The following is a 23,575-nucleotide window of genomic DNA, read 5'->3' as shown; positions in this document are numbered from 1 at the left end:
TATCGGCTTTTTAGCAAAAAAATATGACAAAAGGTTTGCTTGTGACTTCTAAAGCCGATTTTTATCGGCTATAAAGTCACCGCTGCCCCGGTGTGGCCTCACCACGCCCGGTGCTTCCCATTTCTGTCATTGGTCGATGCCACGCTCGACCCTCAAGCAATTGCCCCGGAGATGATTCATGAGCCGTATCGTTACCGTCGCCGCCACCCAGATGGCCTGTTCCTGGGACCTTGAAGCCAACATCGAGACCGCTGAGCGGCTGGTCCGTGAGGCCGCGGCGCAAGGCGCGCAGATCATCCTGATCCAGGAACTGTTCGAGGCTCCGTACTTTTGCCAGAAGCCGAACCCGGATTACCTGCAGCTGGCCACGACCGTTGAAGACAACGTCGCCATCAAGCACTTCCAGAAAATCGCCAAAGAGCTGCAAGTGGTTCTGCCGATCAGCTTCTACGAACTGGCGGGCCGCGCGCGTTTCAACAGCATCGCGATCATCGATGCCGACGGCAGCAACCTCGGGATTTATCGTAAAAGCCATATCCCGGACGGCCCTGGCTACCATGAAAAGTACTACTTCAATCCGGGCGACACCGGCTTCAAAGTCTGGAACACCCGTTACGCGAAAATCGGCGTGGGCATCTGCTGGGACCAGTGGTTCCCGGAATGCGCCCGCAGCATGGCGTTGCTCGGCGCGGAAATTCTGTTCTACCCGACCGCGATCGGCAGCGAGCCACACGACAAGAGCATTTCGTCCCGCGATCACTGGCAGCGCGTGCAACAAGGCCATGCCGGCGCCAACCTGATGCCGCTGATCGCCAGCAATCGCATCGGCAACGAAGAGCAGGACGGCTACGACATTACGTTCTACGGCTCGTCGTTCATCGCCAACCAGTTCGGCGAGAAGGTTCAAGAGCTCAACGAAACCGAAGAAGGCGTACTGGTTCAGAGCTTCGATCTGGACGAACTGGAACACATCCGCAGCGCCTGGGGCTCTTTCCGTGATCGTCGCCCGAACCTGTATGGCACACTGAAAACCCTCGACGGTTCCCTGGAGTCCTGATTGTCATGACCACTTTGCACAGCACGCCTCGCGCCGACGGCTTTTACATGCCCGCCGAATGGGCGCCGCAAACCCAGACCTGGATGATCTGGCCCGAGCGCCCGGACAACTGGCGTCTGGGTGGCAAACCGGCGCAAGCCGCGCACGTCGCGGTGGCCAAAGCCATTGCGCGTTTCGAACCGGTGACCGTGGCGGTTTCCGCCGGCCAATACGAAAACGCCCGCGCCCGTCTGGACGTGCCGAATATTCGTGTGGTGGAAATGTCCAGCGACGACGCCTGGGTTCGCGACACGGGGCCGACGTTTGTCATCAATAACGGCGGCGAAGTCCGTGGTGTGAATTGGGACTTCAACGCGTGGGGCGGTTTCGACGGGGGGCTGTACTCGCCGTGGAATCGCGATTCCCAGGTCGGCGGTAAAATCCTCGAGATCGAGCGCAGCCAGCGCTACCGCACCGAGGGCTTTGTACTTGAAGGCGGTTCGATCCACGTCGATGGCGAAGGCACACTGATCACCACCGAAGAATGCCTGCTCAACCGCAATCGCAATCCGCACATGAACCGTGCAGAGATCGAAGCGGTGCTCAGCGCGAATCTGGCTGTGGATAAAATCATCTGGCTGCCGGACGGTTTGTTCAACGACGAAACCGACGGCCATGTGGATAACTTCTGCTGCTACGTGCGTCCGGGCGAAGTGTTGCTGGCCTGGACCGATGACCCGCAGGACCCGAACTACCCGCGCTGCCAGGCAGCAATGAACGTGCTGGAAAGCAGCACCGACGCCAAGGGTCGCCCATTCACGGTGCACAAGATGCCGATTCCGGGGCCGCTGTATGCGACCGAAGAAGAGTGCGCGGGGGTTGATCCGGTGGACGGGACTCAGGAACGTAATCCGACCGTGCGTCTGGCCGGTTCCTACGTGAACTTTCTGATCGTGAACGGCGGCATCATCGCGCCAAGCTTCGACGACCCGTTGGATGGCCCGGCAAAAGAGATGTTGCAGGCACTGTTCCCGCAGCACGAAGTGGTGATGGTGCCCGGCCGCGAACTGTTACTGGGAGGCGGTAACATCCACTGCCTTACCCAACAACAGCCAGCACCGCACAAAGAGTGAGTGCAGTTGTAACAGCTTGAGTTGATTGCAGAATCGATTCGGCAACCGTTTTCACTCACGGTTTAGCACAAAGCCCGCAGCCCTAAAGGACTGCGGGCTTTTTTGTATCCGCTTGTCGACAGTTGCGAAACTTTGGCACAGCTCTTGTATCGCTCAGGGTGTAACAGGGAGGGGGAGAACTGCGATGTTCTGTCATAAACCTTGGATAAGTTAGCCGCTCACAATCCAGGAGAGAGCGCGGAAATGAACGCCGAAATGAATGTGGTGAGCGAGCGGGCGTTGCATCCCCTGGCAGTAAACAGCGAATCGCTCCAGGTCCTGGCGCACTGGTTGAAGTCCAATGGAACGCGTCAGATCAGAGAACCTGATCCGCGCCGGACGATGATCGAACGCTACCCCGCTGGTTTATTCAGCGAAGCGGAGCTGGAAGCGTTGTGGGATGTGATGGAAGGATAAGAAGAAAAAACAAAGGATTGGTAAAAGCGCTGCCGGGATGGCGGCGCTTTTTTATGCGCGAAGGTTTTTTGTCCGTTGATGACCGTTCCCACGCTCCGCGTGGGAATGCAGCCCGGGACGCTCCGCGTCCCAAGAGCGGACGCAGAGCGTCCGGTGAGGCATTCCCACACCAGAGCGTGGGAACGATCAAGTCGTGGGGGGGGGCAGTGTTTTTAGAGCCTGTAAGTCCCGGTCACGACCAGGCTACGCGGTTCGCCCGGCTGAATCTGCGCTGCACTGGTGGCCGACGAGTAATAGGTCTTGTCGCTGATGTTGTTCAGCGCCGCGCGTAAATCCTGCTGCAACGACTCGGCGGGTTCATTCGACCGATTCATGAAACAGACTGAAAGCCATTCCAGCGTTTTTCAGAAACGGGCGGAGGACTAATCTGCCGGCATCTCGTTTTCCTACGCTTTTGCCGGAGTCTTCCCATGATCCTTCACTACATTTACGACCCGTTATGCGGCTGGTGCTATGGCGCAAAACCGCTGGTGCAAGCCGCTCAGGCTGTGTTGCCCGTGATCGCCCATGGCGGCGGCATGATGACCGGCGCCAACCGCCAGACCGTTTCGCCAAAACTGCGCAACTACGTGATGCCCCACGACCGTCGCATTGCCGAGTACACCGGCCAGCCGTTCGGCGAGGCGTATTTCGAAGGATTGCTGCGCGATGAGACAGCGGTGTTCGATTCCGCACCGCCGATTGCCGCCGTGCTGGCAGCCGAGCAGATCGCCGGCCGAGGACTGGAGTTGCTGGGGCGTTTGCAGAGTGCTCACTACGAGGAAGGTCGACGCATTGCCGATGAAGCGGTGTTGTTCGAACTCGCGAAAGGCATCGGACTGGAAACTCAAGCGTTCCAGGCTGCTTTCAAGGAAGCTGAAACCGATCGCCACATCAAGGACAGTCGAGCGTTGCTGGCCGAAGTCGGCGGCCAGGGTTTCCCGACCTTTGCCCTGGAACGCAACGGCCAATTTACCCTGATCGATATCGGCCCGTGGCTCGGCAAGCCGCAAGCGTTCGCGGCATGGCTGAGTCAGTCGCTGCCCGCACAAGGGTCATCATCGGCGCTTCAAGCCTGTGGCCTCGACGGCTGCGCCCATTGACGCGCGACAAGTGTTTTCTTAGACGTTTTTCGCCTATTCACAGACGATTCATGAAATTGACACATCGTTAAGGGCGCGGCTAGGATTCGCCCCACGCCTGTGGCCAACCGCCACGACTCATAAAAATAACAAAAAGGCCCGCCACGATTTCTTCGTGCGCGGGCCTTTTTGTTTGGGGTGAAAAAAGAGCGCGATAGCGCCGTTTCAGCCGTTCGACACAGTGCGTATCAACCGATCATAAGGAAAAGAACAAAATGTTGAACAAGCGAATCAGCCTGATCGCTCTGGGGATGTTGAGTGCTACACAGGTCATGGCTAACGACCAGGCCGAATCCAAGGGTTTTGTTGAAGACAGCAGCCTCAAAGTGCTGCTGCGCAATGCCTACATCAATCGCGACAAAAAAGACGGCAACGATGACCAGCGTGAATGGGGTCAGGCTGCCATCGGCACCTACACCTCGGGCTTCACCCAAGGTACCGTCGGCGTAGGCGTTGATGCCTTCGGTCTGTACGCCTTGCGTCTGGACCGTGGTAGCCACAGTGGTGGCCAAGGCATCGACTTCTTCAAGGAAGGCGACAGCGGTAACCCGGCCGGCGACCTGGCCAAAGCCGGTGGCGCGGTAAAATTCCGCGTATCCAGCACTGTCCTGACCTACGGCGACCAGATGCCAGTGCTGCCGGTGTTGAGCTATGACAACGGGCGTCTGCTGCCGGAAAGCTACACCGGCACGCTGATCACCTCCAAGGAGATCAAAGGCCTGGAGCTGAACGCCGGTCGCTTCACCGCCGAATCGCGCAAAAGTGCTGAAGGCCATGACAGCGGTGGCCTGAAGTCGATCAACGTGTTGGGCGGCAGTTACCAGTTCACCGAACAGTTCAAGGCTGCGCTGTACGCCTCCGACGTCGAAGACGTGTTGAAGAAGCAATACGTGAACGCCAACTACGTGTTCCCGATCGACAAGGATCAGTCCCTGACCCTGGACTTCAACGGCTACCGCACCAAGCTGGACGATTCCTACGTTCGCGAAAGCGGTGCGACCGGCGACGACAACAAAATCTGGAGCCTGGCCGCCACCTTCGCCACCGGCGCGCACTCGTTCACGCTCGCCCACCAGCGCAGCACCGGCGACAGCAACCTGGGCTATGCCTACGGCGGCTATCAGAAGGACCAAGGTCGCGTCGGCGACGGCGGCAACACCATCTACCTGGCGAACTCCTACTGGTCCGACTTCAACGCCGAAGACGAACGCAGCTGGCAGCTGGGCTACGGCCTGGACTTCAGCACCTTCGGTGTTCCAGGCCTGAGCTACAACTTCGCCTACGTGCGCGGCGACAACATCACCACCTCCACCAGCGAAGGCGGCACCGAAAGGGAAATTTTCAACCAGTTCAAATACGTCGTGCAAAGCGGCCCGGCCAAAGACCTGAGCGTGAAACTGCGCAGCTCGATCCTGCGTGTGTCGCAGAAATCGAGTGAGTACAACTCCAGCGGTAATGAAGTGCGTGTGTTCGTGGATTACCCGATCAACATTTTCTGATGATCGGTTGCGCTATCGAGGCCTGATGTAAGGCTGAGAAAGGAGAAGCCCCGACTGGTTCGTAATGCTGTTCACTTAATACATTCTTCAGTCGAGCTAAAACCTGTGGCGAGGGGATTTATCCCCGTATCGGCTGCGAAGCAGCCGTAATCCAGGCAACTTAGTCTGTCTGAAAAGACGCTGGGGCCGCTTCGCAGCCCAACGGGGCGGTGCGACGTTTCGCTAAATCCCCTCGCCACAAATGTGGACGCCGCGCTTAAGTGAACAGCATTACCGACTGGTTCGGGGCTTTTTTTTGGATGAAAGGGGGCGGCGTTGCGGGTTTTCATTGCGTGAGGGGCTCAGTGGGAATGTCCGGATTCGAAACGGTTTTGTGCAAAAAGCCAGATTTATGATCGTTTTTGAGCAAGTAAAATCGTTTTTATGCGTTGGGGTCAGTTCGACGGTGCCCCATTCAATAGCGTGAGTGATCGATATCACCCGAATCAGCCAGTGGGTCGATGGCCCGACTTACGCAAAAAGCCCCGATTGATTCGTAATGCTGTGCACTTAAGACATTCTTCAGTCGAGCTAAAACCTGTGGCGAGGGGGTTTATCCCCGTATCGGCTGCGAAGCAGTCGTAATCCAGGCAACTTAGTCTGTCTGAAAAGACGCTGGGGCCGCTTCGCAGCCCAACGGGGTGGTGCGGCATTCCGATAAATCCCCTCGCCACAAATGTGGACGCCGCGCTTAAGTGAACAGCATTACGATTGATTCGGGCTTTTCTTGTTTGCGATTTGTTTAGGGCGCGACGTTACTGGCTCGGTTGTTACCCGGTGCATCGAGCACCTTCGCTACGTCATCGATGATCGCCTTGCTCATCTCCTGCAAAAAATGCGACGCCCAGGCATGCCGGTCGGTGTCACGAACCATGGCGGCGTCAGAGGCGAGAAGTTTGGCGATGTGGAGCAGGTCGGAGGCGTGGGAGAGGGCCTGGATGATCGGGACACCGCCGTTGATGCGGAACAGCGGTTGGTTGCCGTGGAAGGAGAAAGGGGTGAAGCCGATGGTTTTCAGGTCTTGGGGGTTGGTCATTGGGCACCTCCGGTTTTTGGGCGGTGGTGGGTGGTAACCAGTGAAGCGGGAACGCGAGTTTTGGACGGATCGATAGCGGGCATTAGCAAAAACTCCTGAATCAAAGTTAGAGCTACCACGTTCGTTCTCAGGCGAATGGGTGGCAGCTATGCGCGGGCTGAGAAACCGGAGATACAGGAACCCGGCAGACCCGAAGGTCTCCCACGCACAGCCGCCATTACACGGAAATGTTGGCACAAAAAAAACGCCAGCAATCGTGATTATGGGCGCTTGTGCGCCTGTATCTTACTTGGGTTCTCAGGCCCGGTCGCTGAATTGGCAGCGACGGTCTGAAGGTAGCTTGCGGGCGGAGGATGCGCAATCGTGGCTAGGTGGTGGCGTGGGGGAACGTTTTATTGAAAATTATGGCTGGGCAATAATTATTGCCCAGCCATAATTTTCAATAATTCCGATGATCGAGTGCTGAAGGCTCTGGAATGGGCTCTGCGCCCGAATTAAGGGTCATTCCATCATGAGGTGGTTGCGCGGAGTACCCAATCATCAGCTTCGGCCAGACAAACGTGCATTGCCCATCTATACGGCAAAGCCGTATAGTCGGGCCCATGTTCACGATTATCGAAACCGAAATTTTCAAGCGTTATGCTGAATCCATCTGGGACGATGGCGAACGTCATGAATTCATTACCTGGCTGGCGGCTAACCCGTTGGCCGGCGATGTGGTTCCTGGTAGCGGCGGTCTGCGCAAGGTTCGTTGGTCCCGTAGCGGGATGGGTAAACGAGGTGGTACACGTGTCATTTACTACAACACGCTTTCAGAAGGCTCTATCTGGTTGTTGATCGCCTACACCAAGGCGAAATTCGACAATTTACCCACAGCCTTTCTCAAGCAACTGAAGGAGGAAATCAGCGATGGTCAATGAACTGGAGCAATTCCAGCAGGACTTGCTGGATTCTGTGCGGCAAATGAAAGTCGGCAAAGCGGCTCGCGTGACAGAGGTGCCGCTGTCAGCGGCTGCCGAAGCGCGAGCTAAGGTGGGCGTTTCTCAAAGTGCGTTTGCCAAGCTGATTGGAGTAAGTTTGCGAACGTTGCAGGATTGGGAACAAGGGCGTCGGCAACCGACGGGAGCGGCGCAAACGTTGTTGCGTGTTGCGAGTCAGCATCCGGAGGCGTTGCGTGACCTGCAAGCAATTTAAAATAAGGAAATAGGCAGTCTTTGTTGCATGAGATGCTTGTATAAAGAAGGAATCTCTTCTTTTTCTGATTTGGTTTATGATTTTCTTCAGTTTTTAGGAATGGGGAAGCTAACGACTGCGGGTGGGTCTGTTTACATTGAGCGAACGGAGATATTCTGTGGTATACGAGAAGCATCTCGCAATAGAATGAATTATTGTAAATTATAAATCTAACGGATTATCTTGATCCGTGTTAGGGACTGGGGAGAAATGGAATTGAACTATAACGCAGAAAGAGCTATTGAACTGCTAAGGATTGGGTCGGGTAATGTAAATGCTGCGTTTCGTGAGAATCAAGAGGCGGCCATTCAACATGTTGTGGAAGGACGGGGCCGGCTATTAGTTGTTCAAAAAACCGGCTGGGGGAAAAGTTTTGTATATTTTATCGCCACCAAATTACTTCGCGAAAGTGGTGAAGGTCCAGCATTATTAGTATCCCCTCTTCTATCTCTAATGCGTAACCAGGTTTCCGCTGCTGAGCAAATGGGTGTTCGTGCCGAAACTATCAATTCAGACAATGAAGACGAGTGGTCTGAAATCGAAAAAAAGATAAAGGCAAATGATGTTGATATATTGATAGTTTCACCTGAACGTCTTTCTAATCAACGATTTCGTGCAGAAGTACTTCCGCGTATCGCAGCAAATATTTCGTTACTTGTGGTTGATGAAGCGCACTGTATTTCCGACTGGGGGCATGATTTTAGACCTCAATATCGTTTGTTAGAGCGCACAATAAAGCAACTTACCCCTAATATGAGGATTCTTGCAACGACAGCGACAGCTAATGATCGTGTGTCGGCTGATCTTGCAGCGGTTCTTGGACCTGATATAACAGTTTTCAAGGGGGACTTGAATCGTTCCTCCCTTACATTGCAAACAATAACTTTGCCAAATCAAGCTGAGAGACTGGCGTGGCTTGCAGATAAACTTAAAGTGCTTCCTGGTAGCGGTATTATATATACTTTAACTGTTAGAGATGCTAACCAGGTCGCAAAGTGGTTAAGGAAAAAAGAATTTGTTGTGGAGTCGTATACCGGTCAGACGGGTGATCGTCGGGAGCTTCTTGAAGATGCTCTACTAAATAATGATGTAAAAGCGCTTGTGGCAACAACGTCGTTGGGAATGGGGTACGATAAGCCAGATTTGGCATTCGTTATTCATTATCAGATGCCTGGGTCAGTAGTTGCTTATTATCAACAGGTAGGACGTGCAGGCAGATCTATCCCTTATGCATATGGAGTCTTGCTTAGTGGGAAAGAAGAATCACAGATATCCGAATGGTTCATAAACAGTGCATTTCCAACAGAGGAAGAAGTCACACAGGTTCTGAGTGCGCTAGAAGCCTCGGAAGAACCTCTGTCTATTCCGGACCTGATGAGGGAGGTAAATCTTGGTAAGGGCAGGATTGCGAAGACTATTGAGTCACTTGCTTTAGAGATTCCAGCGCCGGTCATAAAAGTTGCGGGAGGGTGGCAGCTTACTGCGAATGAGCTTTCAGGCGAGTTTAGGCACCGTGCGAACAGGCTTACGACCCTTCGACGCGAAGAGTTGGAACAGATGAAGAAGTACGTTCAGCTACCTTTTGGTGAGCATATGGGCTTTCTTGTTCGCGCTTTAGATGGAGACCTATCACTCATCGCGCCTCCTTCGCTAAAGCCTTTAGATAGTGAATTTTCTGAGGCTACATTGAAAGAGGCAGTTGAGTTTTTATCCCAAACAAATTTACCAATAGAATCAAGAAAGATGTGGCCGCCTGGCGGGCTGCCTACTTATGGACTGAGGGGCAAAATTCCTCCTCATCTACAAGCTTTTCCAGGGCAGGCGCTCTGTTATTGGGGGGATGCTGGATGGGGGGCAGAAGTTAAGAATGGGCGCTATGTAGGCCAACACTTCAGTGATAGGTTGGTTGAAGCTTGTGCAAATATGTTTCATAGTTGGTCGCCAGAGCCTAGGCCAACATGGGTTACGGCAATACCTTCTCTGCGACATCCAGATTTGGTCCCAGGCTTTGCAAAGCGTCTAGCTAAAAAAATTGGGCTTCCATATCTAGATTCATTAGTGAAAGTTACGCATACACATGAGCAAAAAAGTATGGCTAACTCTACAAAGCAGGCGCTAAATGTGGACGGTTCTTTAGAAATAGAAATGGATGAAATCCCACAAGGTCCAGTGTTATTAATTGATGATATTGTGAATTCGCGCTGGACTATTACAGTCGCTGCATGGTTGTTGCGCAATAGCGATTGCGATGGGGTTTATCCACTTGCGCTTTCAATTACCGGGCAAGAGTAATGAATACAGAAGTATCAATCAACACCAAAGCAGTTTTGTTGCTTACCGCGCCTCTTTTAGTAGGGAAAGAGGCAGCGGTTACAAAAGTGCTTGCGCCTCGAGAGTATAAAAAGCTGGCGCATTATTTACATGGAATTAAAAGGCAGCCGTCGGATTTACTTTACAGTGACTCATCAGAATTGATACGCGCATGCGGCAATCTTTTTATTGAAGAAGGACGTATTGAGAAATTACTAAATCGTGCTTTTTTGCTTAGCCAAGTAATAGATAGATGGCAAAGTTTAGGTATATGGGTTTTAAGTCGAGCAGACCCTCAGTACCCACGTAGACTTAAGTTGAAAATGAAGTCAGATGCTCCTCCAATATTGTACGGGTGTGGAGATGTAAAGCTTTTAGATATGGGCGGAGTTGCAGTGGTCGGCTCTCGGAAAGTTGAACAAGATTTAATCGACTATGCAGCATCAGTGGGGAAGCTTGCTGCGCAGTCTAACCGAATGGTTATATCTGGTGGTGCTAAAGGGGTAGATCGGGCTGCGATGCAAGGTTGTCTAGATCTTGGTGGTGTTGTTTGTGAGGTTTTAGCAGAGCATTTAGAAAGTGCAGCTTTAAAAAGGTCTAATCGAGATTTTTTAATAAGTGGGAATTTGGTGTTGGTTTCAGCTTATGATCCTTCTGCTGGATTTAGTGTTGGTCATGCAATGCAGCGTAATAAACTAATTTATGCGCTTTCTGATGCCTCTTTAGTAGTAAATAGTGATCTTAATAAAGGCGGAACTTGGGCTGGCGCAATAGAGCAATTGGACAAACTAAATTATGTGCCTGTATTCGTAAGATCTTCAGGGACGTATTCTGATGGGGTGGAAGCCCTGCAGCGTAGAGGTGCGATCCCGTGGCCAAATCCTAAAAACAAAGAAGAGTTTTTGGATGTCTTTGACGCTTCATTCACTCAACTTCGTAATGGGATTTCAGAATTAGATCTCCTAGGTAAGATGGTGGATGCAGGGGAGGTGGCCGCAGAACAGAACTTGCCAGAAAATTTTCAGCAAGGAATCCAAGAAGCTGAAAGTGGAGGAGTATCTCGTATAGATGAGCATAATAAAAATAGAAGTGTTGGGTTTGGTAATGAAGATTTTAAGAGTGTTGCTCTGAAAGTTGATGTGAAAAACACTGCGGAAGATCCTTCTGATATATTGTTTTCAGTAGTTAGAGAATTGATTTTTGAAGTTTTGAAATCCCCAATGAAAGATGTTGAAATTGCTTCGGTATTAGGAGTTTCCGTAACTCAGGCTAGAACTTGGCTGCATTATTTGATTGACGAGGGGGTTGTTGTTAAGCAAAAAAAGGTGGCTACTTATATCCTGAAACCAAAACCGCTATTTTAATTAATTTTTAAAAGTATTAATTGCCAGTTTAGCTCAAGGATGAGTGGCGTTTTCGATATACTAACTTGAGCGTTGTTCATATTTTAATATGTAGTGCTAATGTTTATATTTGACGTAAGTCGGTCTATTAAGTGCTATTTAATTAGTGTGTTTATATTGTTTTTTATTTTTAAAATTTAAATTATATTCGTGCAACAGCAAATCTACGTGAAATGTCATCGTCTCCCACAAAAAAGTGATAAGAGACATGGCGTTGAATAAGAGTACGTACGGCCTGAGCTGTACAGAGCAGTCGTTGGCTTAGAGAGTTTGTGAGGGTTCTCTCCTGTCCCTACTCATTACGCCACGTAACTAATGATGTTCCCGCCCCCACCTTTATCCCCTCCAGCCAACCCCATACATTGAACTCCAACGCCGACCCATTCATTCCGAAGGGAAGGTCACTTGGAGATTCCTCATGCCTTTCGTAAGCGTACGCATCACCCGCGATGGCGTTACCTCTGAGCAGAAAGCTCAGGTGATCGCCGAAATCACTGAAACCCTGCAACGCGTCCTCAACAAGGATCCGCACCTGACCCACATCGTGATCGAAGAAGTCGACACCGATAACTGGGGCTACGCCGGCATCACCACCACCCAGTACCGCAAGCAGCTGGCTGAGGCGGAGGGGAAGTCATGACCGCGACCGTCTCCATCGATTTCGTCTCCGACGTGGTGTGCCCGTGGTGCGCCTTGGGCGCAACGGCGCTGGAGCAGGCGATCGAGAATGTGGCCGGGGAAGTCTCGGTGGAGCTGACCTACAAGCCCTTCGAGTTGAACCCGGACATGCCGGTAGTCGGCGAAAAAGCGGTTGAGCATTTGATGCGCAAATATGGACGAACCGCCGAAGACGTCGCCGCCGGCAAAGCGATGCAGATCGAACGCGGCGCGGCCATCGGCTTCAAGTTCGATCTGGAGAAGCGCACGCACTTCTACAACACCTTTGATGCTCACCGGTTGTTGATGTGGGCGTTGCAGGAAGGGCGGCAGGTCGCACTGAAGAAGATCCTGCTGCGCGCTTACTTCACCGACGGCCGGAACCCGAGCGATCGCGAGACGCTGGTGGGTCTGGCTGCTGAAGCGGGACTGGATGCGGCGGCTGCTCAAGAGGTGTTGGCGTCCGGCGCGTTCGCCAAAGAAGTGCGTGAGCTTGAAGAGTTTTACCGCCAGCGCGGCATCAATTCGGTTCCGGCCATGGTGTTGAACGGTCGTCACCTGGTGTCCGGTTCGCAGTCAGTCGAGTACTACGAACAAATGTTGAGACAAATGGCGAAGGCCCCCGCCGAAGCCTGATTACTTACTTTTTCAAACCATCATTTATTAGTTGAGGTTCATCATGAGCAATTCGAAAAAAGTCATCGTAATTACTGGCGCCTCCCAAGGTCTCGGCGCAGGCATGGTCAAAGCTTTCCGTGATCTGGATTACAAAGTTGTCGCCACTTCGCGTTCGATCAAACCGTCCACCGACCCGGACATCCTCACCGTGGCGGGCGACATCGGCAACCCGGAAGTCGCCCAGCAAGTCATCCGTGAAGCCATCGCACGTTTCGGCCGCATCGACACCCTGGTCAACAACGCCGGGATCTTCGTTGCCAAGCCGTTCACCGCGTACACCGCTGAAGACTACGCCAACGTGCTGTCGGTGAACCTGAACGGCTTCTTCTACATCACTCAACTCGCGATCAACGAGATGGAAAAACAAGGCAAAGGCCACGTCGTCAACATCACCACCAGCCTGACAGACCACGCGATTGACGGTGTGCCGTCGGTACTGGCTTCGCTGACTAAAGGTGGCTTGAACGCGGCGACCAAATCCTTGGCCATTGAATACGCCAAGCGCGGGATTCGGGTGAATGCGGTGTCCCCAGGCATCATCAAGACGCCGATGCATGGCGAGGAAACTCATGAAGCGCTGGGCAATCTGCACCCGGTTGGGCATATGGGCGAGATCAGTGATATTGCGCAGGCTGTTGTGTATCTGGACAGCGCCAACTTTGTCACTGGCGAGATCCTGCATGTGGATGGTGGGCAGAGCGCGGGTCACTAAGACCTGATCTGTCCCCAGCGCCGTCGATCAAATGTCGACGGCGTTTTCATTGGAGAGCACACCATGAATGCCCACGTTCACAAGGTTTTCCTGATCACCGGGGTCAGTTCAGGCTTCGGCCTGGCTTTTTCACAAGCAGCGCTGGCGGCGGGCCACACGGTGGTGGGGACGGTGCGGCGCGAATCCGAGCGGGCTGCGTTCGAAGCGCTGGACGCCCATCGTGCCAAAGCGTTCGTGCTCGACGTCACCGATTTCCCGGCGATTGAGCCGCTGGTGGCCGATATTCTGCGCGAGGTGGGCCAGATCGACGTGTTGGTGAACAACGCCGGTTATGGTCATGAGGGCATCCTCGAAGAGTCACCTCTGACCGAGATGCAGCGCCAGTTCGACGTTAATGTGTTTGGCGCGGTGGCAATGATCAAGGCAGTTCTGCCCGGTATGCGTGAGCGGCGCAGCGGGCATATCGTCAACATCACCTCCATGGCCGGCTTCATCACGTTGCCAGGCATCGCCTACTACAGCGGCAGCAAATTCGCCCTCGAAGGCTTGAGTGAAGCGCTGGCCAAAGAAGTGGAAAGTCTGGGCATCCACGTGACCGCCATGGCGCCGGGCTCGTTTCGAACCGAATGGGCAGGCCGCTCGATGATCCGTTCAGGTCGCACATTGAGTGAGTACGATGCGGTGTTCGATCCGGTCCGCAAGGCGCGTGAAGAAAAAAGTGGCAAGCAGGCCGGCGATCCGCACAAAGCGGCGCAGGCATTGTTGACTCTGGTGGCTGCGCAAAAGCCGCCGGTTCATTTGTTACTGGGTAAGGATGCAGTGAGGCTGGTGCGCGAAAAGATTGCGCATCTTCAGGCGGAAATCGACGCTTGGGAGCACCTTTCGGAATCGACGGAATTCGACTGATCGAAACTCTGGTCGCATAGAAACTCAAACCCCGGGAAAAACAAAGCCCTCGTATTTCTACGAGGGCTTTGTTGTCGTGCCGTATTTTTATTCGAGGAGCCATTGCGGTTGACGTTTCCAATCACTTGGAAAGCCCATAAGGCTCAAATTCGTTGATTCCAGATGGTCCATGATTTCTTCGAGACGAGGCTTCCAAAGGCTGTCTGGACTTATCAAGTCGGTTAGATACGCGAGTATTGTCAATACAATATAAAGCCGTTGCTTCGGCTGAGGTCTGTCGGCTGCTGCGTTTGGGATATTCCACTCTTTCGGAAGCGAAGGTCGAATTGAGAGTTCTCTGTTCCATAGTCGCGAGTGGTGTGCGCAGCAGTTTCGTATGAAGGTCAGGGTGTGGAGCCAAGAAGCCAATACATCGAATGGCAAGCGGAATCTGGCCGCAATAGCTTTCTTGTCGGCACTTCTGCCGATGGCATTAAAGAGGGTGGATACCGTTCCGAGGCTGAGTTCTTCAAGAATCGCCCATGCGGGCGGTAGTTCAGGAAGGGCATAGGTCGCGCCGTAGTACCGAAAATAGTTATCGCGCATACGGTTTTCGATCCTCTGTTGCTGAAGCCCATCTTCCTGTCGACCTCTTTTGATGCGATCAATCTCACGTCCGAATTTTTTTCGTTCTTTGCTCAACTGCTCGCGAAGGGGACGTAGTAGCTCGCAATGCGAGTAGGACGAGGAGAATACGGAAGCATCAGCAATCCAATCGGGTCCATATTTGGGGCACATGTGGTTACTGATGGTTGCTCGTATGGCGACTTCGACCCGCTCAATGGCATCCATGGTTATGCGCCGCAAAGAGCCATCGAACCGATAAATGTCGACTACCGCTTTCAGGGTGCTATCCGACTTGAAGGTGTGATCCGGCCCTTGTTCCTGAAAGGGACGCATATAGGGGCTCAGACGAAACAGCGTGACCACTTCGAGGAAGCGCATGGCCCTGTCGTCGTTGGCGACTTGTAGGCCTCGTTGCTTTAGCAGTTCCAATTGCTGTTCTACGCTGAGAGCCGGTTTGTCAAAGGGCCTCATGTAGCTTTTCTCCAGGCAAAAAAAACCCGCACGATTTGAGCTTGCTGACTGAGTCAACCTAGGCTTGGCGGGTGTGTTGGGGTGCATTATAGGTAGACGTGAGAGCCCGTCAACGTTGCACTGACGTGAAATTGTAACGGGTGGGCGTACAGGCACTGTCGAGGACAATGGTCTTGTCGCGGCAATCTGGCGACGTCCAGGGAGTTGATTTCCACACCCCAGAAACAACAAAGCCCTCGTATTTCTACGAGGGCTTCGTTTTGTATGGTGCCGGCACCAGGAGTCGAACCCGGGACCTACTGATTACAAGTCAGTTGCTCTACCAACTGAGCTATACCGGCGTGTTGGGCGACGATTATAGCGATTGGGTTGGTTCTGTAAACCCCTGAATTCAGACTATTTTTGCGCAGGCGTCAGGCCCGCCCCGCGGACGCTTCTGCGGGGCCGGCCAATGCGATTGCTTTAGCCCCTTACACGCCGTTTTTAACCGCGTTGATCAGGTCCTGACTCAGCACCTGCGCGGGCGCCACTTGCACGCTTTGTGTGTAGAACGGCGGCAGGTTCTGGGCCAGTGTCGACAAGGCTTGCGGGGTGGTATTACCCGGCAGCAGCACGTATTGCAGGTTGGACGGATAGCTTTGCGGCACGGGGCCTTCCATGGTCGAGCCGTACGCGCCGAAGGTCATCACGGCCTGCGGGGTGGTGGGGTCGGGGGCGTAGAGGAAGACGAAGGTGCCGTACTTCGGATGGGTCAGGTATTGGCCGGCCTCGGCGCGCACGACGGGGTCGGGGTCGTTCATCAGGGTCCAGCGCATGACCGCATAGCTGCGGGTGGTTTCCATGAACGCTGTGCGAATCGGCGACTGATTCTCGACGCCTCCCAGGCACACGAGCAAGTTGCCGAACGGATCGATGAGGGCCACCGAGTTGAATACCGGGCTGTGCTGTGCGGTTTGTAACAGCGGCGGAGCAAGTTCTGCGCCGGGGTCACGCGGGTTCGTCGATTGCACGGTTAGCGCAAACGGGCTGAGCGCAGTCAGTGCCTGGCGCACTTTGCTGTTGGCCGGGAGGTTCGCCGGGTTTTGCAGTTGATCCGGTGGCAGACCGCTGTTGTTGCTGGCCTCGCGTACGGTGTTGACGCTGGCGGAGAAAATCGAGCTGGTGAGGAAGTACGCCGCCGAGTCGATGGTCTGGCCAGCAAACACCGGACTGGTCGAGCCCTGATAGGCCCGGCTGACCGGCGCCGCAATCGTGTAATAACCCCAGGTGGCCTGCGCCTGTTGGCGGATCTGCGGCGGCAGCGACGGAAAGGTGAACTGGCTGTTGTAGTTGATGCCTGCGTAGTCATCGATCGCACTGACGGCGACGTTAAATCCTGCAGTCAGCAGCGAACCGGCGCACATGGCACACGGGTCTAGCGTGGTGACGACGGTCAACTGATTGGGCGGTGGCAGGTTCAATGGCGCGACGTTTTCGTAGTACCAGTCCACCAATTGCCGCTCGCCGTGGGCGGTCGGGTCATGAGGTAGAAAGTACGTGGTGCCACCGCCGGGGAAAGGCATCAACACGTTGTTGTGCAGCGCGGCGATGACTTCGCCCGTTGCATTGTTGATGATGGCGCCGCCCACCGCGAAGGTTTGCTGCAGCGCAGCATCAATGGCTTGGTTGGCGACGGTATCGACGGCTTCCTGCGCACTGTTCAATGTGCTCATGATTTTCCCAGCTCCTTGCTGTTTGAGCGCCAGGAAAATCTGGCGTTTGGCAAAGATAGTTGAGGTTTCGCCGGTCGTTATGCTGTTTTGCCTTAATGCTTATGCACAACGGGATCTGTACCGCACCTGCTTAGAGGCAAATTTGTGGACCCGTTCTCATTTGATCGCAAATACCTGTTTTCCCGCTTTTTTTATAGGTGTACGAAAATTGAACAGTGGTGTTTCTAGCCCGAAACAGCCGTATATATTGGATCCACGATAATTTCATCAACAGAGTTATCCACAGGTTGAGGCGTTTTAAGGGCGCTCAGCGAGGATCAGGAAATTACGCGGGGTGAGCGTGCTTTCGCAGAAGGTGCCGAGGCAAACCGCATACCCTTGCTCGGAGAGGAAAAGGGCTCGATCAAGTACCAGCCACAGCTCCAGCGGGCGTCGAAAAAGTCCGCGCACTAGCTCCAGATTGCGTACTTCAGCCAGTCGTTGCCAACCGGTAGCTTCGAGCGCTGCCCAATCTTGCGGTCCGGTTGTGGATAACTCCTTGAGCGCGGCCAAATGATGGCAGTAATCGGCAAAGGATTTATCCAGCCAGGCACTGGGGAGGGAAGGGGTGGGCAGGTACTCGTCAACGCCGCGCAGTTGCCGTTGCAGCAGGTCGAAGGCCAGGCGCCGGGCCATGGAGGTGTCACGCTGACGTCGGACGCGAGCGCCAGCGGTGACGGTTTCGCTCATCGGTAGCGAGAGATCTTCGAGCGATAGTTGTAGGTCGGATCGCATACCCACAGAGGAAAGCGTCTGATACTCGCTCACGCTGATCCGGTTGTAGCAGCAAGGGGCGATGGCCAGCTGCTTGCAACCGGTGGCGCTCGCGAGTTGCATCAGCCGTACATGAAGATCACCGCAGGCGTGCAGCGCTACTGGCGTGTGGTGAGCCTTCAATAAAGAGGCCGCCCCCGGCGCGAGCACGTCTTGCTCGACGTGAAGGGCATGCAATTGATGACGCTGACTGAGTGCCTGACCGCTGACGACCAGCGCTGGGTCATATTCCAGGCAAGTGAGCTGCTGACCGGTTTGTAACAGGCGTCGCCCCAAGTGGCCCTTGCCTGAACACCAATCCAGCCAATGTTTCGGCGACTCAGAAAATTCCAGCCGACTGGCAAACGCCTCGATCTGCTGCCACTTGCGCCCCGGCACATCGACATTCAGCCGATGGTCAGCGGCTTCGAGTGCATGAGGCGGCAATTCACCCACAGCGCTCAGCTCAAGGGAAAACGCCGCCAGTGAAGCGAATGGCTCCGGCGCCTCCAAAAGAGCGGGTTGGTTATGAGCATTTTCCGCATCGTCCAATGACCTGCCGCGTAGCCATACAGACAACTCGGGGTAGGACGCTTCCCACGGAAGCCGCAGATGAGTGAACGGACGAGGCTTCCATAACGCCTGATGCTCGATCAGAAAAGTATCCAGCGCCGTGAAGCGGGCGAGTAGGGCCTCGCCCGTCAGCACCTGGGAATCAACGCCCTTGGCAGGCATCGACGCGCAGCCAGCGCTCCAGCAGCTTGAAGCCGCGAACCAGCACGTAGGCCATCAACAGATAGAACATGCCCGCGGCGAAGAAGATTTCAATCGGCAGGTAGGTCCGGGCAATGATGGTGCGAGCCATGCCGGTCAGTTCCAGCAAGGTCACGGTGCTGGCCAGGGCGCTGGCCTTGAGCATCAGGATGACTTCGTTGCTGTAGGCCGGAAGGCCGATTCGCGCGGCACGGGGCAGGATGATGTAGACCAGCGCCTTGGCCCGGGACATGCCCAAGGCTCGCGCCGCTTCGATCTCGCCCGGCGGAATCGCCTGGATCGCACCGCGCAGGATTTCGGCGATGTAGGCCGCGGTGTGCAAGGTCATGGTCGCCGTGGCGCACCAGAACGGATCGCGCAGGTATGGCCACATCGAGCTGTTACGGATCGCGTCGAACTGCGCCAGGCCGTAGTAGACCAGGAACAGCTGAACCAGCAACGGCGTACCACGGAAAAAGAAGATGTAGCCGTAGGGAATTGCCCGCACGTACCAGAGTCGCGACGAGCGCGCGATGCCCAGCGGAATTGCCAGCAGCAAACCGGCGATCACGGCGATGGCCACCAGTTCCAGGGTCAGTGTCGCGCCCTGAGCCAGTTTCGGCAGCCACTTGATGATGACTTCCCAGTTCATTGGGTGCTCCTCGCGAAGCCGCGAGCGGCGCGTTTTTCCATGAAGTACATGCCGGACATGGCGAGAACCGTCAGGCCCAGGTACATGAACGCGGCCACCATATAGAAGGTGAACGGCTGCTTGGACACGGTTACGCCGATTTGCGCGTGACGCATGATTTCTTCCAGGCCGATGACCGATACCAGCGCGGTGTCTTTCATCAGGATCATGAACAGGTTGCCCAGGCCGGGTAGGGCGATGCGCCACATCTGCGGCATGATCAGTTTGGTGAAGATACGGAATTTCGACAGGCCTAACGCCACACCCGCTTCGCGGTGACCTTTGGGGATGGCCAAAATTGCACCACGAAATACTTCCGTGGCGTAGGCGCCGAAGCACAGCCCCAGCGCAATTACGCCAGCGGCGAAGGCATTGAGTTCGAGGTCGGGGTTGCCGAAGAACTCACCCAGGGCACGCATCAGGTTGACTGTGCCGAAGTAGATCAACAGCACCCAGAGCAATTCGGGGATGCCGCGAACCAGGGTTGAATAAGTGCCGCCAAGCCATTGCAGCGGCTTGTACGGGGAAGTCTTGGCCAAAGCACCGAGCAGACCGAGCACCAGCCCCAGGCACAAGGCCGAGAGTGCCAGTTTCACAGTCATCAGCGCGCCAGCGGCGAGCGCCGGGCCGAATCCGTAGAGATCGATAGTCATGGATTTCTTTTCAAATCACGCAGGCAATACCAAGGACTGGCGCCGTCAAATAACGGCGCCGGCCCGGCAGGTCAGAATCAATAGATGCTGAACGGGAAGTACTTGTCGTTGATCTTTTTATAGGTGCCATCAGCGACGATTTCTTTCAGTGCGGCGTTCAGCTTCGTACGAATCTCATCGCCTTTACGTACAGCGATACCGATCTTGTCGCTTTCTTCCACCGGGTCGCCTTTGAACTCATAAGCACGGCCGGCGTCGCTTTTCAGCCACTCGTAGTTGACGTACTTGTCCGCCAGGATGCCGTCCAGACGACCGGAGGTCAGGTCGAGGTAGGCGTTTTCCTGGGTGTCGTAGAGTTTGATTTCAACGCCTTCCATGTTGTCTTCCAGCCAGGTGCCAGCGAGGGTCGCACGTTGTGCACCGATCACTTTGCCTTGCAGGGAATCCTTGTCGGTTTTGAAGTCGACGTTTTTCGGCGCGATGAATTGCAGCTTGTTGGAGTAGTACGGGTCGGTGAAGTCCACCGCTTGCTTGCGCTCGTCGGTGATCGACATCGAGGAAATCAGGAAGTCGAACTTCTTGGCGTTCAGGGCCGGAATAATACCGTCCCAGTCGGACGTAACCACGGTACATTCGACTTTCATCTTGGCGCACAGGGCGTCGCCGATTTCTTTGTCGAAGCCGACGACATTGCCACTGGCATCTTTGTTGTTGAACGGTGGGTAGGCCGCTTCGATGCCCATCTTCAAGGTCTCGGCGGCGGCACCGGCGCTGAAGGCCAGGGTGACGGCAGCAGCCAGGAAGATCTTTTTGTAGTTCTGCATGCGGGTAGCTCCGTTAGCGGTTGCTGGACATGAATTGTTTGCAGCGCGCCGAAAGCGGGTTTTCGAACACCTGCTGTGGCGATCCTTGCTCTTCTACCAGGCCCTGGTGGAGGAACACCACCTCGCTGGAAACCTGACGGGCGAAGCCCATTTCATGGGTGACCAGCAGCATGGTGCGGCCTTCTTCGGCCAATGCGCGGATGACATTAAGTACTTCCTGGACCATTTCCGGGTCAAGGGCGGAGGTGGGTTCGTCGAACAGGATCACCTTGGGCTGCATCGCCAACGTGCGGGCAATGGCGGCGCGTTGTTGCTGGCCGCCGGAGAGTTGCGCCGGGTAGGCGTGGCGTTTGTCAGCGATGCCGACCTTGGCCAGCAAGGCCTCGGCGACTTCGATGGCCTCGGCCTTGCTCTGACCGAGTACGCGGCGCGGCGCTTCGATGATGTTGTCGAGCACGCTCATGTGCGGCCAGAGATTAAAGTTTTGAAATACAAAACCGATCTCGCTGCGCAGGCGATTGATCTGCTTGCCATCGGCTGCGACCAGTTCGCCGTTCTTGGCGGCTTTGAGCTTGAGTTCTTCGCCAGCCACCAGGATTTGTCCCTGATGCGGGTTTTCCAACAGGTTGATGCAACGAAGGAAGGTGGACTTGCCGGAACCGGAAGAACCCAGGATCGAGATCACGTCGCCGTCGCGGGCGGTTAGCGAGATGCCTTTGAGCACCTCAAGCTGTCCGTAGCGTTTGTGCAAGTTGCGGATTTCAAGCGCGGGCGTGGCCTCAGCCATGTGCGTTCCTCATAAGTATTTCGCTCCTGCTATTGGCGGCCTTCCTGGCGAGGCGGCCAAGCTAGCATAGCGTCTGAATGGCAGCCAACAGCGCTACGGGCGGTAAACGGGTGGTCTGTGGCAGGTTGTCGCATCGGTACAGCAGACTGTCGCGCTGCTATCAACCGAACAGCCGTTTGAACCCTGCCTGTCAATAAAAAGGCTGGGGCTGTTCCAAAAAAGGGCGCGATGTTGCCAGCTTTGCCGGGGGGTTGGAAGCGCTAACCGGCCAAACGTTCCTGAACCGCACTTTTATTGTGCGTCGCTATATTTTTGGGGGTGTTTCTGGTGCGCTGTTTTGTTCTTAAAGTGGGTCGCAGGGTAACGCTCTGGCGAATTGCCATTAATCTCAATGACTTGCGATAAATGTCCGGTCTGGCGGAGAGCCCCATGCTTGGGCGTTCTGTAATATTTTGGCGCAATTATTGCGTGCAGAATACGGAACGCCCCGTTGGTTTCTTTTTACGAGAAGGATCGCCACACCGGGTGGACGTCATCGCTTTTCCTTACAAAGGTAGTTTCAATGAGCAGTACCCCAAGCTCCAATGGCCTCGAACAGGGGCTCAAACCGCGTCATGTGACCATGCTGTCGATCGCCGGGGTTATCGGTGCCGGCCTGTTCGTCGGCTCCGGCCACGCCATCGCCGCTGCAGGCCCGGCCGTGCTGTTGGCCTACGCTGCCGCCGGTATGCTGGTGGTGCTGGTGATGCGCATGCTCGGCGAAATGGCCGTGGCCTCGCCGGACACAGGCTCCTTCTCGACGTACGCCGATCGCGCGATCGGTCACTGGGCCGGTTTCACCATCGGCTGGCTCTATTGGTGGTTCTGGGTGTTGGTGATTCCGCTGGAAGCCAACGCCGCCGCGACCATCCTGCACGCCTGGTTCCCGAATGTAGCGATCTGGGCCTTCACCTTGATCATCACCTTGCTGCTGACGGTGACGAACCTGTTCAGCGTGAAGAACTACGGTGAATTCGAATTCTGGTTCGCCCTGGTCAAAGTCGTGGCGATCATCGGTTTCATCGGCCTCGGCGTTCTGGCGATCTTCGGCTTCCTGCCCAACAGCCAGGTCAGCGGCGTTTCGCACCTGTTCGACACCCAGGGCTTCCTGCCAAACGGCATGGGCGCCGTGCTGGGCGCGATCCTGACCACCATGTTTTCCTTCATGGGCACCGAGATCGTGACCATCGCGGCCGCGGAATCGAAGAACCCTGGCCAGCAAATTTCCAAGGCCACCAACTCGGTGATTTGGCGGATTGGCTTGTTCTACCTCGTGTCGATCTTCATCGTTGTGGCCCTGGTGCCATGGAACGACCCGGTACTGGCAGCCGTCGGCTCCTACCAGACTGTGCTCGAGCGCATGGGCATCCCGAATGCCAAGCTGATCGTCGACATCGTGGTGCTGGTTGCTGTGACCAGCTGCCTGAACTCGGCGCTGTACACCGCCTCGCGCATGATGTTCTCTCTGGGCAAGCGCGGTGATGCACCGGCCGTTTCCCAGCGCACCAACAAGAGCGGCACGCCGTACTGGGCCGTCATGTTGTCCACCGGTGCTGCGTTCATCGCGGTTTTCGCCAACTACGTGGCCCCAGCCGCCGTGTTCGAATTCCTGCTGGCCAGCTCCGGCGCTATCGCGCTGCTGGTGTACCTGGTGATCGCCATCTCGCAATTGCGTATGCGCAAGCAGCGCATGGCACGCGGTGAAAAAATCGCCTTCAGCATGTGGCTGTTCCCGGCCCTGACCTACGCGGTGATCATCTTCATCGTTGCGGCCCTGACCATCATGCTGTTCCAGGAAGCGCATCGCGTGGAGATCCTGGCGACCGGTCTGCTGAGTTTGCTGGTGGTGGCTGCCGGTTTGTTTGTGGCTCGTCGTCGCAAGCTGCAGAAGATGGGCGCGGTGGTGCTGAACTGATTCGCACCGCATAACGCAAAACGGCCGCTGTCAGTGATGACAAGCGGCCGTTT

At 55.0% G+C, this 23,575-nt stretch carries 23 protein-coding genes and 1 tRNA gene; 14 read left to right on the top strand and 10 right to left on the bottom strand.

The genetic code is table 11. The annotated features are described in order from the left end of the window. Window positions 1–178: 178 nt before the first annotated feature. The 3 genes from aguB to DFS28_RS09095 all read left to right on the top strand — a co-directional run bounded on the left by aguB (window position 179) and on the right by DFS28_RS09095 (window position 2,625). The gene (gene aguB / locus DFS28_RS09105; protein ID WP_111449452.1) at window positions 179–1,057 is read left to right on the top strand and encodes an N-carbamoylputrescine amidase; all 879 of its coding nucleotides are present in this window, start codon (window positions 179–181) and stop codon (window positions 1,055–1,057) included. A gap of 5 nt (window positions 1,058–1,062) precedes the next feature. Beyond that, a complete protein-coding gene (gene aguA / locus DFS28_RS09100; RefSeq protein ID WP_111449451.1) occupies window positions 1,063–2,169 on the top strand; it encodes an agmatine deiminase in 1,107 nt (368 codons plus the stop codon). Between the two features lie 243 nt (window positions 2,170–2,412). Continuing rightward, a complete protein-coding gene (locus DFS28_RS09095; protein WP_046052216.1) occupies window positions 2,413–2,625 on the top strand; it encodes a hypothetical protein in 213 nt (70 codons plus the stop codon). A 212-nt stretch (window positions 2,626–2,837) separates the two neighbouring features. Here the strand turns inward: DFS28_RS09095 and DFS28_RS09090 are convergent, their stop codons facing one another. Continuing rightward, the gene (locus DFS28_RS09090) at window positions 2,838–2,999 is read right to left on the bottom strand and encodes a hypothetical protein (RefSeq protein WP_218281363.1); all 162 of its coding nucleotides are present in this window, start codon (window positions 2,997–2,999) and stop codon (window positions 2,838–2,840) included. A gap of 96 nt (window positions 3,000–3,095) precedes the next feature. On the opposite strand from DFS28_RS09090, the gene DFS28_RS09085 reads away from it, so the two are divergent. After that, entirely contained in the window at window positions 3,096–3,767 is a 672-nt protein-coding gene (locus tag DFS28_RS09085; protein ID WP_111449450.1) for a DsbA family protein, read from the top strand. A gap of 254 nt (window positions 3,768–4,021) precedes the next feature. Further along, window positions 4,022–5,305 (top strand): OprD family porin, encoded by a 1,284-nt coding sequence (locus DFS28_RS09080; RefSeq protein ID WP_008149359.1) that lies wholly within the window; start codon window positions 4,022–4,024, stop codon window positions 5,303–5,305. Between the two features lie 781 nt (window positions 5,306–6,086). On the opposite strand, the gene DFS28_RS09075 is transcribed toward DFS28_RS09080, so the two are convergent. Beyond that, window positions 6,087–6,380 carry a DUF3077 domain-containing protein gene (locus tag DFS28_RS09075; protein WP_111449449.1) on the bottom strand — a complete coding sequence of 98 codons (294 nt, stop codon included), beginning with the start codon at window positions 6,378–6,380 and terminating at the stop codon, window positions 6,087–6,089. Window positions 6,381–6,982: 602 nt separating this feature from the next. Here DFS28_RS09075 and DFS28_RS09070 point away from each other — a divergent pair. The 8 genes from DFS28_RS09070 (at window position 6,983) to DFS28_RS09035 (ending at window position 14,279) form a co-directional block, all read left to right on the top strand. Continuing rightward, window positions 6,983–7,300, top strand: coding sequence for a transcriptional regulator (locus DFS28_RS09070; protein WP_111449448.1), 318 nt, complete (start codon window positions 6,983–6,985; stop codon window positions 7,298–7,300). After that, entirely contained in the window at window positions 7,290–7,574 is a 285-nt protein-coding gene (locus DFS28_RS09065) for a DNA-binding transcriptional regulator (protein ID WP_165934016.1), read from the top strand. Before DFS28_RS09070 ends, DFS28_RS09065 begins: the two co-directional genes overlap by 11 nt. 249 nt (window positions 7,575–7,823) lie before the next feature. Then, complete coding sequence (locus DFS28_RS09060) at window positions 7,824–9,905, top strand: RecQ family ATP-dependent DNA helicase (RefSeq protein ID WP_256596848.1); 2,082 nt, start codon at window positions 7,824–7,826, stop codon at window positions 9,903–9,905. Next, window positions 9,905–11,287: a DNA-processing protein DprA gene (locus DFS28_RS09055; RefSeq protein ID WP_111449447.1), complete on the top strand. Its 1,383-nt coding sequence runs from the start codon at window positions 9,905–9,907 to the stop codon at window positions 11,285–11,287. The genes DFS28_RS09060 and DFS28_RS09055 overlap by 1 nt, the downstream gene beginning before the upstream one ends. A 457-nt stretch (window positions 11,288–11,744) precedes the next feature. Continuing rightward, complete coding sequence (locus tag DFS28_RS09050) at window positions 11,745–11,966, top strand: 4-oxalocrotonate tautomerase family protein (RefSeq protein WP_008149366.1); 222 nt, start codon at window positions 11,745–11,747, stop codon at window positions 11,964–11,966. Beyond that, on the top strand, window positions 11,963–12,619 hold the full coding sequence (locus tag DFS28_RS09045; RefSeq protein WP_111449446.1) for a DsbA family oxidoreductase: 657 nt from the start codon (window positions 11,963–11,965) through the stop codon (window positions 12,617–12,619). Before DFS28_RS09050 ends, DFS28_RS09045 begins: the two co-directional genes overlap by 4 nt. 43 nt (window positions 12,620–12,662) lie before the next feature. Next, window positions 12,663–13,373, top strand: a complete 711-nt coding sequence (locus tag DFS28_RS09040) for an SDR family NAD(P)-dependent oxidoreductase (protein ID WP_111449445.1) — start codon at window positions 12,663–12,665, stop codon at window positions 13,371–13,373. A 63-nt stretch (window positions 13,374–13,436) separates the two neighbouring features. Continuing rightward, window positions 13,437–14,279 carry an oxidoreductase gene (locus DFS28_RS09035; RefSeq protein WP_111449444.1) on the top strand — a complete coding sequence of 281 codons (843 nt, stop codon included), beginning with the start codon at window positions 13,437–13,439 and terminating at the stop codon, window positions 14,277–14,279. Between the two features lie 87 nt (window positions 14,280–14,366). Here the strand turns inward: DFS28_RS09035 and DFS28_RS09030 are convergent, their stop codons facing one another. The 8 genes from DFS28_RS09030 to DFS28_RS08995 all read right to left on the bottom strand — a co-directional run bounded on the left by DFS28_RS09030 (window position 14,367) and on the right by DFS28_RS08995 (window position 21,568). After that, the gene (locus DFS28_RS09030) at window positions 14,367–15,356 is read right to left on the bottom strand and encodes an Abi family protein (protein ID WP_111449443.1); all 990 of its coding nucleotides are present in this window, start codon (window positions 15,354–15,356) and stop codon (window positions 14,367–14,369) included. Between the two features lie 265 nt (window positions 15,357–15,621). Next, window positions 15,622–15,697, bottom strand: a tRNA-Thr gene (locus DFS28_RS09025). Between the two features lie 129 nt (window positions 15,698–15,826). Continuing rightward, on the bottom strand, window positions 15,827–17,068 hold the full coding sequence (locus tag DFS28_RS09020) for a nucleoside deaminase (RefSeq protein WP_111449442.1): 1,242 nt from the start codon (window positions 17,066–17,068) through the stop codon (window positions 15,827–15,829). 297 nt (window positions 17,069–17,365) lie between these two features. Next, complete coding sequence (locus tag DFS28_RS09015) at window positions 17,366–18,595, bottom strand: methyltransferase (RefSeq protein WP_111449441.1); 1,230 nt, start codon at window positions 18,593–18,595, stop codon at window positions 17,366–17,368. Next, complete coding sequence (locus DFS28_RS09010) at window positions 18,576–19,265, bottom strand: ABC transporter permease (RefSeq protein WP_111449440.1); 690 nt, start codon at window positions 19,263–19,265, stop codon at window positions 18,576–18,578. Before DFS28_RS09010 ends, DFS28_RS09015 begins: the two co-directional genes overlap by 20 nt. Further along, window positions 19,262–19,957 (bottom strand): ABC transporter permease, encoded by a 696-nt coding sequence (locus tag DFS28_RS09005; protein WP_111449439.1) that lies wholly within the window; start codon window positions 19,955–19,957, stop codon window positions 19,262–19,264. Before DFS28_RS09005 ends, DFS28_RS09010 begins: the two co-directional genes overlap by 4 nt. A 77-nt stretch (window positions 19,958–20,034) precedes the next feature. Then, entirely contained in the window at window positions 20,035–20,781 is a 747-nt protein-coding gene (locus tag DFS28_RS09000; RefSeq protein WP_111449438.1) for an ABC transporter substrate-binding protein, read from the bottom strand. A gap of 13 nt (window positions 20,782–20,794) precedes the next feature. Then, window positions 20,795–21,568, bottom strand: coding sequence for an ABC transporter ATP-binding protein (locus DFS28_RS08995; protein ID WP_007897462.1), 774 nt, complete (start codon window positions 21,566–21,568; stop codon window positions 20,795–20,797). A 562-nt stretch (window positions 21,569–22,130) separates the two neighbouring features. On the opposite strand from DFS28_RS08995, the gene gabP reads away from it, so the two are divergent. Beyond that, window positions 22,131–23,522 carry a GABA permease gene (gene gabP / locus DFS28_RS08990; RefSeq protein WP_111449437.1) on the top strand — a complete coding sequence of 464 codons (1,392 nt, stop codon included), beginning with the start codon at window positions 22,131–22,133 and terminating at the stop codon, window positions 23,520–23,522. Window positions 23,523–23,575 lie beyond the last annotated feature (53 nt).

Origin of the sequence: Pseudomonas sp. 478 (assembly GCF_003254125.1) — a bacterium.
GTDB lineage: Bacteria > Pseudomonadota > Gammaproteobacteria > Pseudomonadales > Pseudomonadaceae > Aquipseudomonas.
The sequence above is the reverse complement of the archived record's forward strand: the minus strand, read 5'-3'. Positions and strand labels throughout refer to the sequence as shown.

Coding starts and splice junctions, on each gene's coding strand:
- aguB (WP_111449452.1), top strand. CDS start 179: ATGAGCCGTATCGTTACCGTCGCCGCCACCCAGATGGCCTGTTCCTGG.
- aguA (WP_111449451.1), top strand. CDS start 1,063: ATGACCACTTTGCACAGCACGCCTCGCGCCGACGGCTTTTACATGCCC.
- DFS28_RS09095 (WP_046052216.1), top strand. CDS start 2,413: ATGAACGCCGAAATGAATGTGGTGAGCGAGCGGGCGTTGCATCCCCTG.
- DFS28_RS09090 (WP_218281363.1), bottom strand. CDS start 2,999: ATGAATCGGTCGAATGAACCCGCCGAGTCGTTGCAGCAGGATTTACGC.
- DFS28_RS09085 (WP_111449450.1), top strand. CDS start 3,096: ATGATCCTTCACTACATTTACGACCCGTTATGCGGCTGGTGCTATGGC.
- DFS28_RS09080 (WP_008149359.1), top strand. CDS start 4,022: ATGTTGAACAAGCGAATCAGCCTGATCGCTCTGGGGATGTTGAGTGCT.
- DFS28_RS09075 (WP_111449449.1), bottom strand. CDS start 6,380: ATGACCAACCCCCAAGACCTGAAAACCATCGGCTTCACCCCTTTCTCC.
- DFS28_RS09070 (WP_111449448.1), top strand. CDS start 6,983: ATGTTCACGATTATCGAAACCGAAATTTTCAAGCGTTATGCTGAATCC.
- DFS28_RS09065 (WP_165934016.1), top strand. CDS start 7,290: ATGGTCAATGAACTGGAGCAATTCCAGCAGGACTTGCTGGATTCTGTG.
- DFS28_RS09060 (WP_256596848.1), top strand. CDS start 7,824: ATGGAATTGAACTATAACGCAGAAAGAGCTATTGAACTGCTAAGGATT.
- DFS28_RS09055 (WP_111449447.1), top strand. CDS start 9,905: ATGAATACAGAAGTATCAATCAACACCAAAGCAGTTTTGTTGCTTACC.
- DFS28_RS09050 (WP_008149366.1), top strand. CDS start 11,745: ATGCCTTTCGTAAGCGTACGCATCACCCGCGATGGCGTTACCTCTGAG.
- DFS28_RS09045 (WP_111449446.1), top strand. CDS start 11,963: ATGACCGCGACCGTCTCCATCGATTTCGTCTCCGACGTGGTGTGCCCG.
- DFS28_RS09040 (WP_111449445.1), top strand. CDS start 12,663: ATGAGCAATTCGAAAAAAGTCATCGTAATTACTGGCGCCTCCCAAGGT.
- DFS28_RS09035 (WP_111449444.1), top strand. CDS start 13,437: ATGAATGCCCACGTTCACAAGGTTTTCCTGATCACCGGGGTCAGTTCA.
- DFS28_RS09030 (WP_111449443.1), bottom strand. CDS start 15,356: ATGAGGCCCTTTGACAAACCGGCTCTCAGCGTAGAACAGCAATTGGAA.
- DFS28_RS09020 (WP_111449442.1), bottom strand. CDS start 17,068: ATGAGCACATTGAACAGTGCGCAGGAAGCCGTCGATACCGTCGCCAAC.
- DFS28_RS09015 (WP_111449441.1), bottom strand. CDS start 18,595: ATGCCTGCCAAGGGCGTTGATTCCCAGGTGCTGACGGGCGAGGCCCTA.
- DFS28_RS09010 (WP_111449440.1), bottom strand. CDS start 19,265: ATGAACTGGGAAGTCATCATCAAGTGGCTGCCGAAACTGGCTCAGGGC.
- DFS28_RS09005 (WP_111449439.1), bottom strand. CDS start 19,957: ATGACTATCGATCTCTACGGATTCGGCCCGGCGCTCGCCGCTGGCGCG.
- DFS28_RS09000 (WP_111449438.1), bottom strand. CDS start 20,781: ATGCAGAACTACAAAAAGATCTTCCTGGCTGCTGCCGTCACCCTGGCC.
- DFS28_RS08995 (WP_007897462.1), bottom strand. CDS start 21,568: ATGGCTGAGGCCACGCCCGCGCTTGAAATCCGCAACTTGCACAAACGC.
- gabP (WP_111449437.1), top strand. CDS start 22,131: ATGAGCAGTACCCCAAGCTCCAATGGCCTCGAACAGGGGCTCAAACCG.